Origin of the sequence: Streptomyces sp. NPDC088706 (assembly GCF_044752765.1) — a bacterium.
In the GTDB taxonomy this organism is placed as follows: Bacteria; Actinomycetota; Actinomycetes; order Streptomycetales; family Streptomycetaceae; genus Streptomyces.
This window is the reverse complement of record NZ_JBIVLW010000002.1, coordinates 166935-182229: the sequence shown is the minus strand read 5'-3', so window position 1 is coordinate 182229 and position 15295 is coordinate 166935. Positions and strand designations below refer to the sequence as shown.

Genomic DNA, 15295 nt, shown 5'->3' with positions numbered 1-15295 from the left:
CGACCGCGTCCCCGAGGGCGGCCCGCTGCGGGGTGAGGGTCGCAGGCGACCCTCGCCTCCGTCACTCCCGTCCGCCACCGCCCAGGTGCGTGGTGAAGGAGAACCGGTCCCCCCGGAACAGGGTCCGCACCCGCTCCAGCGGCCGCCCCTCCGGGTCCCGGGAGAGCCGGTGCAGCAGGAGCATCGGCAGGGCGGGCGGGGTCCCGATGAGCAGCGCCTCGCGCGGGGTGGCGAGCACGGTCTCGATGCGCTCGTCGGCGTCCCCGAACGCGATGCCGAGCCGGTCGCGGAGGTAGGCGTAGAAGGAGGAGTCCGGGTCGAACTCCGTATCCAGTGACGGGAGTCGGGAGAAGCTGACGTAGGTGCTCTCCAACCCGACCCGCTCGTCGTCGGCGAGCAGCACCCGCTCCAGGTGCCAGACGGGTTCGCCGCGGCCCACCCCGATCTCGGCGGCGAGCGCTTCGGGGCAGGGGAAGCGTTCCAGCCCGATGAGGTGCCGGCCGGGGCGCCTGCCCTGGCGCCGGACCCCTTCGGTGTAGCTGGCGAGCGAGAGCGGCTGCTCCAGCTTGGGCCCGGCGACGACGGTGCCGCGCCCCTGCCTCCGCAGCCGCCCCTCCAGCAGGAGTTCGCGCAGCGCTTGCCGGACGGTCTCGCGCGACACCTCGTGGCGCAGGGCGAGGTCCCGCTCGGTGGGCAGGAGCCCGCCCTCCCCCAACTCGTCGAGGAGCAGCGAGATCTGGGCCTTGACCGCGTAGTACTTGGGAATGCGGCCGTGCTCCGGGATGCCGGAGCGGATCGGTGCGCCAGGTGCCTGGTCGTTCGGGTAGTCCACCGCCCGATGGTGGCAGACGCCGGTGAACGGCCCGGGCCCAGCCGCTGTCAGCCCGCTGTCCGGCGCATCCGGCGGCCCTTCAGCACGAGGGCGCCTCCGCAGAGGACGAGCGCCGCCGCGGTGGCTCCGGCCCAGGGCAGGAGCTCCGGCCCGGTACGGGCGAGTTCGGGGAGGAGGCGCCCGGTCCCGTAGTGGGGCGGCCGCATGGGCCGCTCCTTGCCGCCGCCACCCTCCCCGGGGGCCGACGAACCGTCCGGGCGGGGAAGGGAGCTGAGACCGGGGGCGGGCTCCTTGCCGGGGCCGGGGTGGGTGGGGGCGGGCTCTTTGCCGGGGCCTGGGTGGGTGGGGGCGGGCTCTTTGCCAGGGCCTGGGTGGGTGGGGGCGGGCTCTTTGCCAGGGCCTGTGTAGATGGGGATGGGGGTAGCCGTGGGTTGGGGCGTAGCCGGGGGCCTGGGCGTGGCGGCGCCGGAGGACGTGTCCGTACGGGGTCGGGGCTCGGCGGGAACGTCCGTACGGCTGTCGCGGTCCTCCTCGGTGCGCTCCGGCCGGGGAACCTCGCCCGTGGAACCGTCGGCGATCACGAACCGGTACGCCTCCGACTCCCCCACCCAGTCGCCGTCCTCGCGGCCGCCTCCCTTGGCCTTGTCCTGGTGCCGGCGCTGGACGACGGCGGCGTGGGCGGTGACCCGACCGGGGCGGGTATCGGAGGTGAAGGCCAGCTGGACCCGGACGCCGATGGTGCCCCGGGCGGGGATGGTGAACCCGAGGAAGCCGTCGTCGGGTTCACCGGAGCCGCCGGAGTCGCCGGAGTCGCCGGAGTCGCCGGAGTCTTCGGAGTCGCCGGAGTCTTCGGCGCGGACGGGATCAGGGGCACCGCCGTCGAAGACCCCGATCTGCTCGTGCCGGTCGGTGGTCTCCCAGGTCACCCGGTGTTCGGTGCCGGGGCGGCCGGGCTCGGAGAACTTCAGCTGGATCTGTTCGGCGGTCAGCCTGCGGTCCTCGTCGTTGAGGACGAGCACCGGGTGCAGGGCACGGCAGGGGGTGTCGGTGCTGTTGGTGAGCTGGAGGAACCAGGTGCCGTAGCCGCTGCCGGAGGCGTACGTCTTCGGGGCGCCCTGGATCCGGGTCTCGATGGGGAACTCCTTGGCGCCCGGATCACCGCAGACGGACTGCTCGGCGGCGGTCCCGGCGGCGCTTTCGTCGGCGGTCTCGGTCGCTGCCTCGGCGGCCGTCCCGGCCGGCGCCTCGGCCGCTGACCCGGCCGTCGTCTCGGCCACTAAGGGCGCGGGTGCGGCCGGGGCGGCGCTGGCGGCGGCCTGCGGGCCGCCGCCCAGGAGCGCGGCGGGCACCGCGATCCCGGCGGCCAGCCCGAGGGCGGCGAGCGCACGGGCGTCACGCAGCCGCGCGCAGGAGGTGGGGGACATGGGGACACCCTTCGCCGCTCGCTGACGACCGGGGCGGGGGCCACCGGTTGTGGCCTTCGACGCAAGCACGCGCGCGCGAACTCAGAAAATCGACATGCCGATACCGTTCATACGATCACCCGACCGGCTTCGGGTCCGGCTCCGGGTCCGGGTCCGGCTCCGGGTCCGGCTCGGGATTCGGGTCCGGCTCCGGGTCCGGCTCGGGATTCGGGACCGGCTCCGGGACCGGCTCCGGGACCGGGACCGGGACCGGCTCCGACTCCGGACACCCCCGCAGCCGATCAGAGGGTCTGCCCCCCTCCTCGCCTACCCCCGCTCGCCCACCCGCCTGAACACCGGCGCGAGCACCAGTTGCGCCGCCCCCTCGGCTACGGGCCGGTCCCCGCCCCCCGCGACGGTGACCGTCACTTCGCCCCCGCCCTGGCCCCGGGCGGCCCGTTCCTCGATCACGGCCCGGACGCCTCGTACGTACGCGTCCTCGTCGGCGGCCACCGTCCGCCCGCCCAGCACCACCCGGTCGATGTCGAGCAGCCCGACCAGGTTCGCCGCCCCGGCGCCCAGGATCCGCGCGGCCTCCGCCCGGTCGCCGCGCGCCTCGGCGGCCAGGCAGAGCGCCTCGATGCAGCCGCGCCCGCCGCACTCACACCGGACCCCGTCCAGCTGGAGGGTCTGGTGGCCGAACTCGCCCGCCCCCGTCCGCGCGCCCCGGTGCACCTCGCCGCCCAGGACGAGCCCGGCGCCGAGCCCCGTACCGAGGTGGAGGTAGGCGAAGTCGCCGAGCGGCTCACTCGACGAAAGGGCCAGGGCGAGGGCGGCGGCGTTGGTGTCCTTGTCGACGGTGACCGGCAGCCCGGTCCGTTCGGCGAGCGCGTCACGGAGCGGGAAGCCGTCCCACCGCGGGAAGCCGGTGACCCGGTGCAGTACGCCGTCCCGGTGGTCGAGCGGGCCGGGTACGGCGACCCCCACCCCCAGCAGCGGCTTGTGCGGCTCGGCCGCGCCCAGGTCCCGTACGGCGTCCGCCGCGTCGGCGAGCACCTGCTCCGCCGGGGCGCCGAAGTCGAGCGGGGCGGTGGTGACCGCGGCCGGGCGCCCGGCCAGGTCGACCAGGACGGCGGTGAGCCCGTCGCGGTCCAGGTGGAGGCCGACGGCGAACCGGGCGTCGGGGACGAGCCGGAGCACCGTGCGCGGCTTGCCGCCGGTGGAGGGGCGCAGGCCCGCGCCGACGGCCAGGCCCTCCGCCCGCAGCCGGGCGGTGATCTTGCTGACGGCCTGCGGGGTGAGGCCGGTGCGCTCGGCGAGCTCCAGCCGGCTGATGCCCTCCGTCCCGGCGGCCCGCAGCAGGTCCAGCACCAGCGCCGCGTTGTGGTCGCGCAGCGCCGGCAGGTTCACTCCGGCCGGGGCCTTCGCCCTGCTCGTGTTCACGGTCCACTCCCCTTCACCCGTCCCATTGTGCCGGTCGCTTGCACTTTGGCAACAGCGTTGCTTAAGTGGCGGGCATGACTGCCAACGCCCCTCTCCGCGTCGCCCTCGTCGGCTACGGCCTGGCCGGCTCCGTCTTCCACGCCCCGTTGATCAGCGCGACCGAGGGATTGGTCCTCGACACGGTCGTCACATCGAACGAGGAGCGCCGGGCCGAGGCCCGCGCCGCGTATCCGGAGGTCCGGTTCGCCGCCTCACCGGACGAGCTGTGGGAGCGCGCGGACGAGCTGGACCTGGTCGTGATCGCCTCCCCGAACAGGACGCACGTCTCGCTGGCGACGGCCGCCCTCAAGGCCGGCCTCCCCGTGGTCGTGGACAAGCCGATCGCCGGGACCGCCGCCGAGGCCCGCGAGCTGGCGGCCCTCGCCGAGGAGCGCGGGCTGTTGCTCTCGGTCTTCCAGAACCGTCGCTGGGACAACGACTTCCGCACGCTCGCCACGCTGATCGCCGACGGTGAGCTGGGCGAGGTCCAGCGCTTCGAGTCCCGGTTCGAGCGCTGGCGCCCGCAGCCGAAGGGCGGCTGGCGCGAGTCGGGCGACCCGGAGGAGATCGGCGGTCTGCTCTACGACCTGGGCAGCCACGTCGTCGACCAGGCGCTCGTCCTGTTCGGCCCGGCGGTCCGGGTGTACGCCGAGTCCGACGTGCGGCGTACGGGTGCGGCGGCCGACGACGACACGTTCATCGCGGTCACGCACGCGAACGGGGTCCGCTCGCACCTGTACGTCAGCGCCACCACGGCCCAGCTCGGCCCGCGCTTCCGGGTGCTCGGCTCGGCGGCCGGCTATGTGAAGTACGGCCTGGACCCGCAGGAGGCGGCCCTGCGCGAGGGCAGGCGCCCGGCGGCCGGTGAGCCGTGGGGCGAGGAGGGCGAGGAGCTGTGGGGCCGGCTCGGTTCCGGCGAGTCCCCGCTGACCGGCGGCGGCACCCCGGTCCGCACGCTGCCCGGCGACTACCCCGCGTACTACGCCGCCGTCACCGCCGCCCTGCGCGGAACGGGCGGCAACCCGGTCACCGCGCTCCAGGCCGCCGCCGCGCTGGACGTGCTGGAGGCCGCCCGCCGCTCGGCCCGCGAAGGCGTCTCCGTCACCCTCCTCCCCCACCCCGGCCGGCAGACGAAGGAGCAGCACACCTCATGACCACCACCTCCCCCGCGATCTCCGAGCTGATCGCCCAGGAGCGCCGGCTCACGCTCCCGCACTTCGGCTACGACGACGCGTTCGCACTCGGCAGCCTGCTGGTCACACTGGCCCGGGAGCGGCACGCCCCGGTGGCGATCGACATCCGGCGCGGCGCGCAGCAGCTGTTCCACGCGGCGCTGCCGGGTTCGAGTGCGGACAACGACGCGTGGATCGACCGCAAGCGCAAGGTGGTCGAGCGGTACGGCGAGAGCTCGTACCTGGTCGGCACCCGGTTCCGCGCGAAGGGCACGACGTTCGAGGAGTCGTCCCGCCTGGACCCGGACACGTACGCGGCGCACGGTGGTTCGTTCCCGGTCGCGGTGGCGGGGGCGGGCGTGATCGGCACGGTCACGGTCTCGGGGCTGGCGCAGGCGGAGGACCACGCGATGGTGGTCGAGGCGCTGGAGCAGTTCGCGGCGACGCTGGGGGCGTGAGGGGCGTACGTACCTGACCGGGGGCGCCGTCACCGTAGAAGTGACGGCGCCTCCGCTTCCCGCCCTACGCCCCCTTCAGCACCTGCCGCTGCCGGCCGAGCCCCGCCACCTCCAGCTCGACCACATCCCCCGCCCTCAGGTACGGCTTCGGCTCGGGCTGCCCCATGGCGACCCCGGCGGGCGTACCGGTGTTGATCACGTCGCCCGGGTAGAGCGTCATGAAGTGGCTGAGGTAGCGGACGACTTCGCCGACCGGGAAGATCTGCTCGGCGGTGGTGCCGTCCTGCTTCAGCTCGCCGTTGACCCACAGGCGCAGCGGCAGGGCCTGCGGGTCGGGCACCTCGTCGGCGGTCACCAGCCAGGGGCCCAGCGGGTTGAAGGTCTCGCAGTTCTTGCCCTTGTCCCAGGTGCCGCCGCGCTCGATCTGGAACTCGCGCTCCGAGACGTCGTGCGCCGTCGCGTACCCGGCGACATGGGCGAGCCCCTCCTCGGCGGAGTCCAGGTAGCGGGCGGTGCGCCCGATGACGACGGCGAGCTCGACCTCCCAGTCCGTCTTACGGCTGCCGCGTGGCACGAGCACGGTGTCCTCGGGCCCGACGACGGTGTCGGGAGCCTTGAAGAACAGGATCGGCTCCGCCGGGATGTCCGCCCCGGTCTCGGCGGCGTGGTCGTGGTAGTTCAGCCCGATGCACACGATCTTGCCGATGCGTCCCAGCGGCGGCCCGACGCGCAGCCCCGCCGGGTCGAGGGCGGGCAGCACACCGGGAGCGTCGGCGGCCGCCCGTACCCGGGCGAGGGCGGAGGCGTCGGCGAGCAGATCGCCGTCGATGTCGGGGACGATCCCCGACAGATCACGCAGAGTCCCGTCGCGGTCGAGAAGCGCGGGGCGCTCCGCGCCCGCCGTACCGACTCGAAGCAGCTTCAACGGTCCAACTCCTCTTGTTCGAGGTGGGGCCCTTCGGCGGGTTGCGGCCGGCGACGGGCTTGGCTGATCCTCCAAGAGTTGCGATCACTCCGCAAGACCTCGTTCACACACTGGACCGGCGCGGTGGCCCGGCCCGATTACGCCGCTTTGGCCATGGCGCTGCCCGCCACGGACGGGTCCCGGTACAGGTCCCGGTAGAGGAAGGCCCGCTCGACGGCGCTCCAGGCGGTCGTGGTGACGACGTACAGGGCGGCGGCGAGCGGTACGACGGCGACGGTGATCAGGGTGGCGAACGAGAGCAGCGGCATCATCTTCACCATCGCCCCCATACCGGGCACGGGCTGCCCGTCGGGCCCCAGGACGGGGGCCATCGGGTTGGCCGCCATCTGCCGCTTGGTCAGCCGGTAGCTGAAGGTGGCCACGGCGAGGACGAGCGCGAAGAGCCCGACGTACACCAGGCCGTGCGCCCCGAGGACCCCGCCGGCGGCGAGGGCGTCGTGCCAGCGCCCGCCGAGCGGGGCACCGAGGAGGTCGTGGCCGAGGAGCGCGTTGGGCTCGCCGCCGATGGAGCCGCTGGAGAACAGGTGGTACAGCAGGAAGAAGGCGGGCATCTGGAGCATGCTCGGCAGGCAGCCGGAGAGCGGCGTGACCTTCTCGGCGGCGTGCAGCTCCATGATCGCCTTCTGCATCCGCTCGGGGTTCTTCCCGTGCTTCTCGCGGAGCTCGGCGATCTGCGGCTGGAGCCGGGTGCGCGCCTTCTGCCCGCGCGCGGCGGCCCGCGAGAGGGGGTGGACGGCGAGCCGGACGAGGGCGGTGAACAGGACGATCGCAGCGGCGGCGGACGCGCCGTGGAACAGCGGCTGGAGCAGATCGGCGAGGGAGCCGACCAGGTCGGCGAAAGCGGACATGAAGGCGGACATGGGTGAGCCCTCCGGGGGTCTCGTCGTGCCGGGCGAGGTACGTGGTGCGGTACTCGGCATGACGACCGGTGCGGAAGGGCGCTACGAGGTGTCACGTGGTGGTGCGGGAGCGCCCTACGCGGCGACGGCGGCCGTCAGGAGGGCGTGCCCGGGCGCTCGGGGCCTGGTCCGGCCGCGCGCGTCGGGGTCGCGCTGGGGCAGGAAGGCGGTGCGCTTCTCGCGGTCCCTGATCGCCGTACGGACCCGGGTGCGGGGCACCAGGGGCGCGCAGCGGGCGCTGATGACGGAGCAGGCGAGGAGCGCGGTGCCGGCCGCGGCGGTGGCGGCGAGCGCGACCGCGGCGGAGAGGCTGCCGCCTTCGGCGAGGAGGACCTCGGCGAGGAGGAGGGCCAGGAGGCCGAGGGGCCGGAGCAGCCGGGCGAAGGCGCCGCGCAGACGGTTGGCGTCACGCATCGGCGTCTCCTTTCCGTTTCCGTACGGCGTTCGGGTGGATCCTGGCACTCCATTCGTTATACACGATGATCGGCCGGGCCCGGTTGCGGTCGGAGGTTGCCGGTCACCGCGGCCGCATGGCGGTGAGCTTGCCCCAGACGACGAGCCGGTAGCGGGAGCTGAACTCGGGGGTGCAGGTGGTGAGGGTCAGGTAGTAGCCGGGCGCGCTGTACCCGGCGGACGTGGTGATGTTGCTGCGCGGTACGGGGGCGATGACCCCGCTGTCGGAGGGCGCGGTCCGGGCGAGGCTCTTGTCGACGGTGTACGTGTACACGGCGTCCCGGGTCTCGACGCTGATCCGGTCGCCCCGCCGCAGCCGGTCGATGCGCCGGAAGGACTCGCCGTGGGTGTTGCGGTGCCCGGCGAGCGCGAAGTTCCCGGCCCGCCCGGCCTGGGCGGTGCGCGTGTAGTGCCCGACGTACCCACGGTCGAGGACGCCGCCCTTGCTGGTGCCCTCGGCGACGGGGGCGGTGAGGCCGATGCGGGGGATGCGCAGGACGGCGTAGGCCTGGTCCCGGCGGGGGGAGGCGCGGGCGGGGGCGGGCGGGGCGGCCGGGTGCGCGGTGACGGCGGGACGGACGGGTGAAGGCGACTCGCGCACCGAGGGATCGCCGCTTCGGGCGGCGGAAGAAGGCGACTCCGCGAGGGGCAGCTCCGAAGGGGGCAGGTCCCACCCGCGCTGAAGGGCCTCGACGGCGTGCCCGGCGTCCTCGCGGGCCTGCCGGTTGGTCCACCACAGCTGATGGACGACAAGGAGCAGGAGCACGACGCCCAGGGTGACGACGAGCTCCGCGGAGACCCAGAGCCCGCGCGCGAGGACGTGTCGCCCGCGACGACCGGACCGCGCCCCCCACCGCCGTACCGCGCCACGCACCGACACCCGACCCCGTACCGGTGCCCGACCTCGTACCGCACCACGCGCCGGGTCCCGGCCCCGGACCGGCTCCGGGCCCCGACCCCGCACCGCGTCACGCACCGGGTCCCGGCCCCGACTCCGCAGCGCACCACGCACCCGCTCCCGGCCCCGCACCACCACGCGCCGGTGCCCGCCCCCGATCGCGCCCCCGTTCCCGTTCCCACACGGCGGGCACGATAGGACCAACCCCCGGAACTCTCCATACCTCTCCGCACATCCATCCCCGCACCTGCCCGCCGAATCCCTCCCCCACCTCTCCCCTCCCGCTCGGGACCCCGCTTTCGACCTCTCCTCCCGACGGCCGCGGTCCGGCAGTACCGTGTGGTCCATGCGCCCCGACACGCCTGCCGACCACACCACCGAAGCCGAGCGCCTGCTGCGCACCGCGGCGCAGTACCCCGAGGACCAGGAACCGCTGGTCCTCCAGGCCGCGGCCCATCTGGAACTCGCCGGTGACCGTTCCCGCGCGAGCACGCTCTACGACGATCTGCTGGCCGCCCCCGAGTCCACCGTCGAGAACCCGCACCTGATCAAGGCCCTGAAGGCGTCCAACCTCTGGGAGTACGGGCACGAGGCCGAGGCCCGCGCGATCATCGAGGGCATCCGCGCCGCGGGCCCGCTGGACGCGGCGCCCTGGCAGGTCGCCGCCGAGACCCTGGAGTCGCACGACGAGCTGGAGTCGGCGCACGACTACTTCTCGACCGCGCTGACACTGCTGCTGGCCCCCGGCGAGGAGGTCCCGTACGCCACGCAGTCGCTGCTGACGGGGAGGCACCGGGTGCGCCGGCTGATGGGCCTGGACCACGACGCCTGGGACGAACTGGCCGGCGCGCTGCACACGGCCCCGGTCCCCCTGGACGAGCTGCACGACCCGAAGCGCCTGTGGTCGCTGGGCTCGTCGGACCCGGTGGAGCTGAAGGCGGAGATCACCCGCCTGCGCGCGGAACTGGGCACGTACCGCACGGCGCTGTCGCGCCCGTTCCCTGTGGCGGTGCTGCACTGGCCCGAGCGGGAACTCCGCGAACTCCTGACGGCGTACCCCGAGTTGACCGAGGAGTACGTGGACCGCGCGACGCACCTGTCCCGCCTGGAGGCGTCCCTGCGCGACCTCAACGCGACGGGCACCCCGAACCTGGGCATCGTGACGGGCACGGTCCCCTCGTACGAGGCCTTCGCCGCCTCGGAAGCCGCGTCCCCCGCCGACGCGCGCCTGCTCCCCCAATACGCCACCACCCTCGCCGCCCGAGGCCGCGCCACCCCTTGGCCGCCTTCGCGCACGGCTGCCTGCTGGTGCGGGTCGGGGGAGGCTTATGGGGGGTGCCACGGGGGCGGGTGACGTCTACCGCACGTCCTTGGCAGGGGCCGCCGACCGTGATGTAGCGGTGGTGGCCCCTGCTGGTGTCGCAAGCTGTCGCCTCGGCTGTCAGTTCCCCTTGATACAACTGCTCATGTAGTACGCAGCCAAATGAGGGGGACTCGGGGCATGCCCAACGACATTTCGGACGACGCACCAGTTGCTGGGCTCTACGAGTCACTCATCACACATCGGCTCGCTGAACGGATGAAGCATCTCGACTCCACGGGCTGGCGCTCCATCGATGCCTCGGTTGGCAAGGAATCGGCGCCTCACGTACTCTCCCGCCATATCGGGGCCACAGTGCGGCAGGTACTGCAGGGCCTCTCACCTACCGAGCAGGTGATTGCGGCCAATCACATCCTGGAATCGCTCAACACTATCGAGGGTGCGACAGAGTGGGTCGATCTCGTCATCGACGGGCCGCGGCAACTGTTGGCCGTGGCGGAACAGGAGGCGCCGGGCGTCTACGCGATACGCCCAGCAACACCGTTGTCCGAGACGGCACTCATTACCAACTCCCCTGAGGATCCCAGCCTCGGCTTCGAGCTTCGTGCCGAGTTGGCCACCGCCGACCGAGTCGACCTCCTTTGCGCATTCGTGAAGTGGCACGGGCTCCGCGTCCTGGAGAAGTCCCTGTCATCGGCGCGTGAGCGCGGTATTCCGATCCGTGTACTCACGACGACGTACATCGGCGCCACCGAACGCCGGGCGCTGGACCGCCTGGTGCGAGACTTCGGCGCCGAGGTAAAGGTCAATTATGAGCTCCGCTCGACCCGTCTCCATGCCAAAGCGTGGCTCTTCCGCCGGGACAGCGGCTTCGACACGGCATATGTCGGCAGCTCGAACCTCTCCAAGGCCGCACTCCTGGACGGGCTCGAATGGAACGTCCGCCTCTCGTCTGTCGCTACACCGTCGGTGATCCGTAAGTTCGAGGCGACCTTCGACGCGTATTGGAGTGAGGCCGCTTTCGAGTCGTACGACCCTGACAAGGACGCACAGAGGCTGGACGACGCCTTGTCTCGCGCCGGTGGCAACAGCCGCCCCGGGTCTACGGGCATCACTCTTTCCGGCCTAGAGGTCCGCCCGTATCCTCACCAGCGAGACATGCTCGAACGCCTCGAAGTCGAACGCAAGGTCCACGACCGGCACCGAAATCTCCTTGTCGCAGCCACGGGCACTGGGAAAACAGTCATGGCGGCGCTGGACTACAAGCGCCTGCGCCAGGCGCTCGGTCGCAACCCGCGCCTGCTCTTCGTAGCGCACCGCAAGGAGATCCTGGAGCAGTCCTTGCGCGTCTACCAGAATGTCCTCATCGATGCGAACTTCGGTGAGTTGTTGTTCAGCGGCGAGATCCCTAGCCGCTGGAACCATGTGTTCGCCAGCGTCCAGTCCCTCACAGCGCAGGCTCTGGACCGTATCGCACCAGACCACTTCGACAGCATCGTGATCGACGAGTTCCACCACGGCACGTCGCCCACGTACCGCAAGATCGTGGAGCACTTCCAACCGCAGGAGCTTTTGGGCCTGACGGCGACACCGGAACGCATGGATGGCTTGAACATCCAGGACGAGTTCTTCCATGGCCGGATCGCGGCGGAGATGCGGCTCTGGGAAGCGTTGGAGAACGAACTTCTCAGCCCCTTCCACTATTTCGGCGTCACGGACAACACGGACCTGAGCGCTGTCACGTGGAAGCGTGGGGCCTACGACTCCACAGCGCTGAGCAATCTCTTCACAGGCAACAAGGCACGAGCTCGGCTCGTCGTGCAAGCAGTGAAGGACAAGGTCACCGACCCTGGCTCGATGCGCGCCCTGGGGTTCTGCGTGTCGGTTGCGCACGCGCACTTCATGGCTGACTACTTCCGACAGGCAGGCCTCAACGCCATCGCACTGTCCGGCGAGACTCCGCCGCTTGACCGCAAGACCGCACTGGAAGATCTGCGCTCCGGGGCGCTCCAAGTCATCTTCTCGGTCGACCTGTTCAACGAGGGCCTCGACATCCCCGACGTTGACACCTTGCTCCTGCTGCGCCCCACCTCCAGCGCCACGGTCTTCCTTCAGCAGTTGGGCCGCGGGTTGCGTCGCACCGAGGACAAGGCTGTCCTCACCGTCTTGGACTTCATCGGTCAGCACCGCAAGGAGTTCCGCTTCGAGGAGCAGTTCCGCGCTCTAACGAACCTGACGCGCAACCGCCTCCTCGACAACATCGAACAGGACTTCCCGCAACTGCCTTCCGGCTGCCAGATCATTCTTGAGACAAAAGCCAAGCAACTGATCATTGACAACATCCGCACACAGATCGCGGTCAACGTCACGCAGTTGACCCGCGAGGTCGCTTCCTACGCGAAACCGCGCCTTGCCGACTTCCTCAAGGAGAGCGGCCGAGAGCTCAAGGAGCTCTACCGCGGCAACGGAAACTCGTGGACGGGCCTGTTGCGCCGAGCGAAGCTTCTGGACGCGGTTGGCCCTGAAGGCGAATTGCCCCTCCTCAAGCGGGTTTCGGCCTTCCTGCATGTCGACGACCCGCTGCGCGTCGCGGCATACAGCAAGCTGCTCGCCGATGATGCTCCCGCCTACGACGAACTCAGCGAGCAGGAACGAGGGTACGCCCGGATGTTCTTCTTCTCGCTCTGGCCGCTGGGCGGGGACTTCCCCGACTACCAGGCAGGGCTAGACTCGCTGCGCCATCAGCACGCGTTCCGGGACGAGTTGAGGCAAGTTCTCGCCCACGTTCTACAGCAGGCCGACCACGTGCCGGTGCCGCTCCTCGGGACGCACGCCGCCATCCCCCTGACCATCCACGCTTCGTACAGCCGCGAAGAGATCCTCCCAGCACTGGGCCAGGCCTCCGTGGACGGGCGCAAGCCGGGACACTTCCGCGAGGGCGTGAAGTGGTGCGAGAGCATCCAGACCGATGCTCTGTTCGTCACCCTGGAGAAGGACGAGAAAGACTTCTCACCTGAGACCCTTTACAAGGACTACGCCCTCAATGACTCTTTGTTCCACTGGGAGTCGCAGAATCAGACCTCGGAGCGCTCACCCACAGGTGTCCGCTACCAGACCCACAAGGAGAAGGGCACTCACGTCCTGCTCTTTGTACGGCGATACAAGCAGACGGATATCGGTGGACCCCAGCCGTGGATGCTCATGGGACCGGCAGAGTACGTTAAGCACACCGGCAGTAACCCTATGGCGATCGTGTGGAAGCTCTTCCATCAGATTCCAGCCGATGTACTGACCTACTCGGCCATCGCCGCGGGCTAACTGTCTCGATACGACGGCAGGCGCGCGACCCGACCTGGCAGCCCGATTGGACTACGGGCTATGGCTGTGCCAGGTCCGGACGCCGCGTCGGCCGAGGACGTCCCTTGCCGTCCCGGCTCCGGCGGATCGCGCCCATCCGAACGGCGCCACACACATGTAAGGCTGGGACGGCGAACCGACGGCCGCATTCGGCTGCACGGTGGACCTGGCCTCGACAGAGGCCGCCGGGCCAGCGAAGGTCAGATGCTGCTGCCGCTCTTCACCCGCGCCACGAACGCCCCCCACACAGCAGACGGGAAGACGAAGGCTCCACGGTTTCGGTCCTTGGAGTCACCAACCGCGACACCTCCGCCCGGTACCGCCTGGAACTCAACACACTGGCCCTGAGTGTCGCCACTGTAGGACGACTTGATCCACGCTTCAGTCGGGAGATCGTGCCGCATCATCGTGAGCCTCTTACTCGTTCTCTAGATCCCGCGCAGCGCGTGAGATCACATCCATGGACTGTCGCGAAGATAGAGCGGCTGCACGTAGCTGGTCAAAGGCACTGCGGTAGTTCTCTACAGCCCCAGTCTCTTCGAGGTACAGACCGCCATCGAGGTTGTCGAGTCCGACCACGTCCAGCTCCATCGGGTCCGGATACGAGTACACGGTGAACGGACCGTCCATGCCCACGTAGGCGCCCTGCGCGTAGGGGATCACCTGTACTGCGATGCCAGGGCGGTCAGATACTTCGACGAGGTTGCGAAGCTGTGCAGCGGTCACGGCAGGACCTCCCACCTGCCGATGAAGCACCGACTCGTCCAGTATGCAGAGGTATTGAGGTGCATCATCTCGATCGAAGATGGCCTGTCGCGCGAGGCGAAGGTCGACGAGTGCCCGCACCTCCTCGTCGCTCATCCGCTTACTTCCCGTACCGCGGATGACCGCTTGGGCGTACGCATCGATCTGAAGCAAACCAGGAACCACCACACTCTGGTAGGCGTAGATCCGGACGGCGTCCGACTCCAGCGTGAGTCGCTCTTGGAAGTCTGGCTTGAGCTTGTCTGAGTGCTGCGACCACCAGCCCTTCTGCCTGCTCTGCCGCTGAAGGGCGAGCAGCGCTTCCCTCATGGGCGGATCGACCTGGTACATGTCGAGCAGAGTCTTCAGCTCCAGGGGCCGCAGCCCTTGCCGGCCGTTCTCGATACGACTCATCTTCGTCTTGTCGCCATCGATGGTCTCACCAGCTTGCTGAAGGCTGATGCCGGACTCCTCCCGGAGCCGGCGCAGCTCAGACCCCAGCCTCTTCTTTCGCACCTTCGGTTCCGGATGTGCCACCCGTCATTCCCCTCCTTTGCCGCGGACCAGTGTGCCGCATGGACCCGTCCGGCCTTCGTCATATGCCTGTTGAGTTTCCCAATGCGAGTGAAATCTCAACGTTGAGCTTACTCATGTTGCGCACGGCCACCGGTTGGGTGCAGTCTGTTGAGCAGCAGCAGCCGACTGGCCCCAACTAGGCAACTAGAGAAGCCCGCTGATGGCCTACTACGGCTGCGCTATGTCATCGCACGGGCGTTCGCGTATTCATCTCGCCACCCGTGTGTGCACATCAAGAGCGCTACGCGCCTGGGCCCAGGAGGTCGTGATGACTCATCCCCCGATCAACAGTCCGCAGGAGGCGGCTGGCAACACGGCGGCCGAAGGACCACCTCTGGACGTGATCTACGCCGAGCTCGACGTACGCCGAGTCCTCGCACTCCAGTTGGGTACGACCACCCGCTCAACACTCGACGAGACCGCCTCTTCGCTACGCGGGAAGATCATCGCCCTCGCTGACGAAGCCTTCACTGCGGAAGCAGGCCTGACCTCGACCGACCGCGGCTTTCAGCTTGAAGTGACCCACCTCGTTGACAACCAACCGCTCCCGACCGCCCTGTCCCATGAGGTCTACACCCACGTCCGCGCTCAGGCTCGTGTGCTGCGAAAGCTCATTGCCATGAAACAGCAGCCCAAAGAGTCGCCTGGCAGATCGACTGCGGCTCGCCCGCCGCTCCCCGTCCGACCACGGCCTACCCCCGCGACAGGTTTGGCT

Annotated in this window: 13 protein-coding genes; 4 read left to right on the top strand and 9 right to left on the bottom strand. The window is 70.3% G+C overall.

Going from position 1 to position 15295, the window contains the following annotated elements:
* Nucleotides 1-61: 61 nt before the first annotated feature.
* The 3 genes from ACIQAK_RS06410 to ACIQAK_RS06400 form a co-directional block, all read right to left on the bottom strand.
* Nucleotides 62-832, bottom strand: coding sequence for a GntR family transcriptional regulator (locus ACIQAK_RS06410; protein ID WP_366387158.1), 771 nt, complete (start codon nt 830-832; stop codon nt 62-64).
* 47 nt (nt 833-879) lie between these two features.
* On the bottom strand, nt 880-2256 hold the full coding sequence (locus tag ACIQAK_RS06405) for a peptidase (protein WP_366387157.1): 1377 nt from the start codon (nt 2254-2256) through the stop codon (nt 880-882).
* 306 nt (nt 2257-2562) lie between these two features.
* The gene (locus ACIQAK_RS06400; protein ID WP_366387156.1) at nt 2563-3678 is read right to left on the bottom strand and encodes an ROK family transcriptional regulator; all 1116 of its coding nucleotides are present in this window, start codon (nt 3676-3678) and stop codon (nt 2563-2565) included.
* A 74-nt stretch (nt 3679-3752) separates the two neighbouring features.
* On the opposite strand from ACIQAK_RS06400, the gene ACIQAK_RS06395 reads away from it, so the two are divergent.
* Together ACIQAK_RS06395 and ACIQAK_RS06390 are read left to right on the top strand one after the other, a co-directional pair.
* A complete protein-coding gene (locus ACIQAK_RS06395) occupies nt 3753-4871 on the top strand; it encodes a Gfo/Idh/MocA family oxidoreductase (protein ID WP_366387155.1) in 1119 nt (372 codons plus the stop codon).
* Nucleotides 4868-5347 (top strand): heme-degrading domain-containing protein, encoded by a 480-nt coding sequence (locus tag ACIQAK_RS06390; protein ID WP_366387154.1) that lies wholly within the window; start codon nt 4868-4870, stop codon nt 5345-5347. Before ACIQAK_RS06395 ends, ACIQAK_RS06390 begins: the two co-directional genes overlap by 4 nt.
* A 64-nt stretch (nt 5348-5411) precedes the next feature.
* Here the strand turns inward: ACIQAK_RS06390 and ACIQAK_RS06385 are convergent, their stop codons facing one another.
* The 4 genes from ACIQAK_RS06385 to ACIQAK_RS06370 form a co-directional block, all read right to left on the bottom strand.
* A complete protein-coding gene (locus tag ACIQAK_RS06385; protein ID WP_366387153.1) occupies nt 5412-6272 on the bottom strand; it encodes a fumarylacetoacetate hydrolase family protein in 861 nt (286 codons plus the stop codon).
* A gap of 137 nt (nt 6273-6409) precedes the next feature.
* Nucleotides 6410-7192 (bottom strand): YidC/Oxa1 family membrane protein insertase, encoded by a 783-nt coding sequence (locus ACIQAK_RS06380; RefSeq protein ID WP_366387152.1) that lies wholly within the window; start codon nt 7190-7192, stop codon nt 6410-6412.
* 114 nt (nt 7193-7306) lie between these two features.
* Nucleotides 7307-7645: a DUF6412 domain-containing protein gene (locus tag ACIQAK_RS06375; RefSeq protein WP_366387151.1), complete on the bottom strand. Its 339-nt coding sequence runs from the start codon at nt 7643-7645 to the stop codon at nt 7307-7309.
* A 103-nt stretch (nt 7646-7748) separates the two neighbouring features.
* Entirely contained in the window at nt 7749-8564 is an 816-nt protein-coding gene (locus ACIQAK_RS06370; protein ID WP_401364497.1) for a class E sortase, read from the bottom strand.
* A gap of 364 nt (nt 8565-8928) precedes the next feature.
* Between ACIQAK_RS06370 and ACIQAK_RS06365 the strand changes: the two genes are divergently transcribed.
* Both ACIQAK_RS06365 and ACIQAK_RS06360 read left to right on the top strand, forming a co-directional pair.
* Nucleotides 8929-9936 carry an SEC-C domain-containing protein gene (locus tag ACIQAK_RS06365; protein WP_366387149.1) on the top strand — a complete coding sequence of 336 codons (1008 nt, stop codon included), beginning with the start codon at nt 8929-8931 and terminating at the stop codon, nt 9934-9936.
* Nucleotides 9937-10083: 147 nt separating this feature from the next.
* Nucleotides 10084-13221, top strand: a complete 3138-nt coding sequence (locus tag ACIQAK_RS06360) for a DUF3427 domain-containing protein (protein WP_366387148.1) — start codon at nt 10084-10086, stop codon at nt 13219-13221.
* Nucleotides 13222-13460: 239 nt separating this feature from the next.
* On the opposite strand, the gene ACIQAK_RS06355 is transcribed toward ACIQAK_RS06360, so the two are convergent.
* Both ACIQAK_RS06355 and ACIQAK_RS06350 read right to left on the bottom strand, forming a co-directional pair.
* The gene (locus ACIQAK_RS06355; protein ID WP_366387147.1) at nt 13461-13667 is read right to left on the bottom strand and encodes a DUF397 domain-containing protein; all 207 of its coding nucleotides are present in this window, start codon (nt 13665-13667) and stop codon (nt 13461-13463) included.
* A 10-nt stretch (nt 13668-13677) separates the two neighbouring features.
* Nucleotides 13678-14541 (bottom strand): helix-turn-helix transcriptional regulator, encoded by an 864-nt coding sequence (locus ACIQAK_RS06350; RefSeq protein WP_366387146.1) that lies wholly within the window; start codon nt 14539-14541, stop codon nt 13678-13680.
* Between the last annotated feature and the right edge of the window lie 754 nt (nt 14542-15295).

Excerpts from the sequence above, each read along its gene's own strand:
- ACIQAK_RS06380 (WP_366387152.1), bottom strand. The coding sequence starts at position 7,192 with ATGTCCGCCTTCATGTCCGCTTTCGCCGACCTGGTCGGCTCCCTCGCC.
- ACIQAK_RS06405 (WP_366387157.1), bottom strand. The coding sequence starts at position 2,256 with ATGTCCCCCACCTCCTGCGCGCGGCTGCGTGACGCCCGTGCGCTCGCC.
- ACIQAK_RS06355 (WP_366387147.1), bottom strand. The coding sequence starts at position 13,667 with ATGATGCGGCACGATCTCCCGACTGAAGCGTGGATCAAGTCGTCCTAC.
- ACIQAK_RS06390 (WP_366387154.1), top strand. The coding sequence starts at position 4,868 with ATGACCACCACCTCCCCCGCGATCTCCGAGCTGATCGCCCAGGAGCGC.
- ACIQAK_RS06395 (WP_366387155.1), top strand. The coding sequence starts at position 3,753 with ATGACTGCCAACGCCCCTCTCCGCGTCGCCCTCGTCGGCTACGGCCTG.
- ACIQAK_RS06375 (WP_366387151.1), bottom strand. The coding sequence starts at position 7,645 with ATGCGTGACGCCAACCGTCTGCGCGGCGCCTTCGCCCGGCTGCTCCGG.
- ACIQAK_RS06365 (WP_366387149.1), top strand. The coding sequence starts at position 8,929 with ATGCGCCCCGACACGCCTGCCGACCACACCACCGAAGCCGAGCGCCTG.
- ACIQAK_RS06360 (WP_366387148.1), top strand. The coding sequence starts at position 10,084 with ATGCCCAACGACATTTCGGACGACGCACCAGTTGCTGGGCTCTACGAG.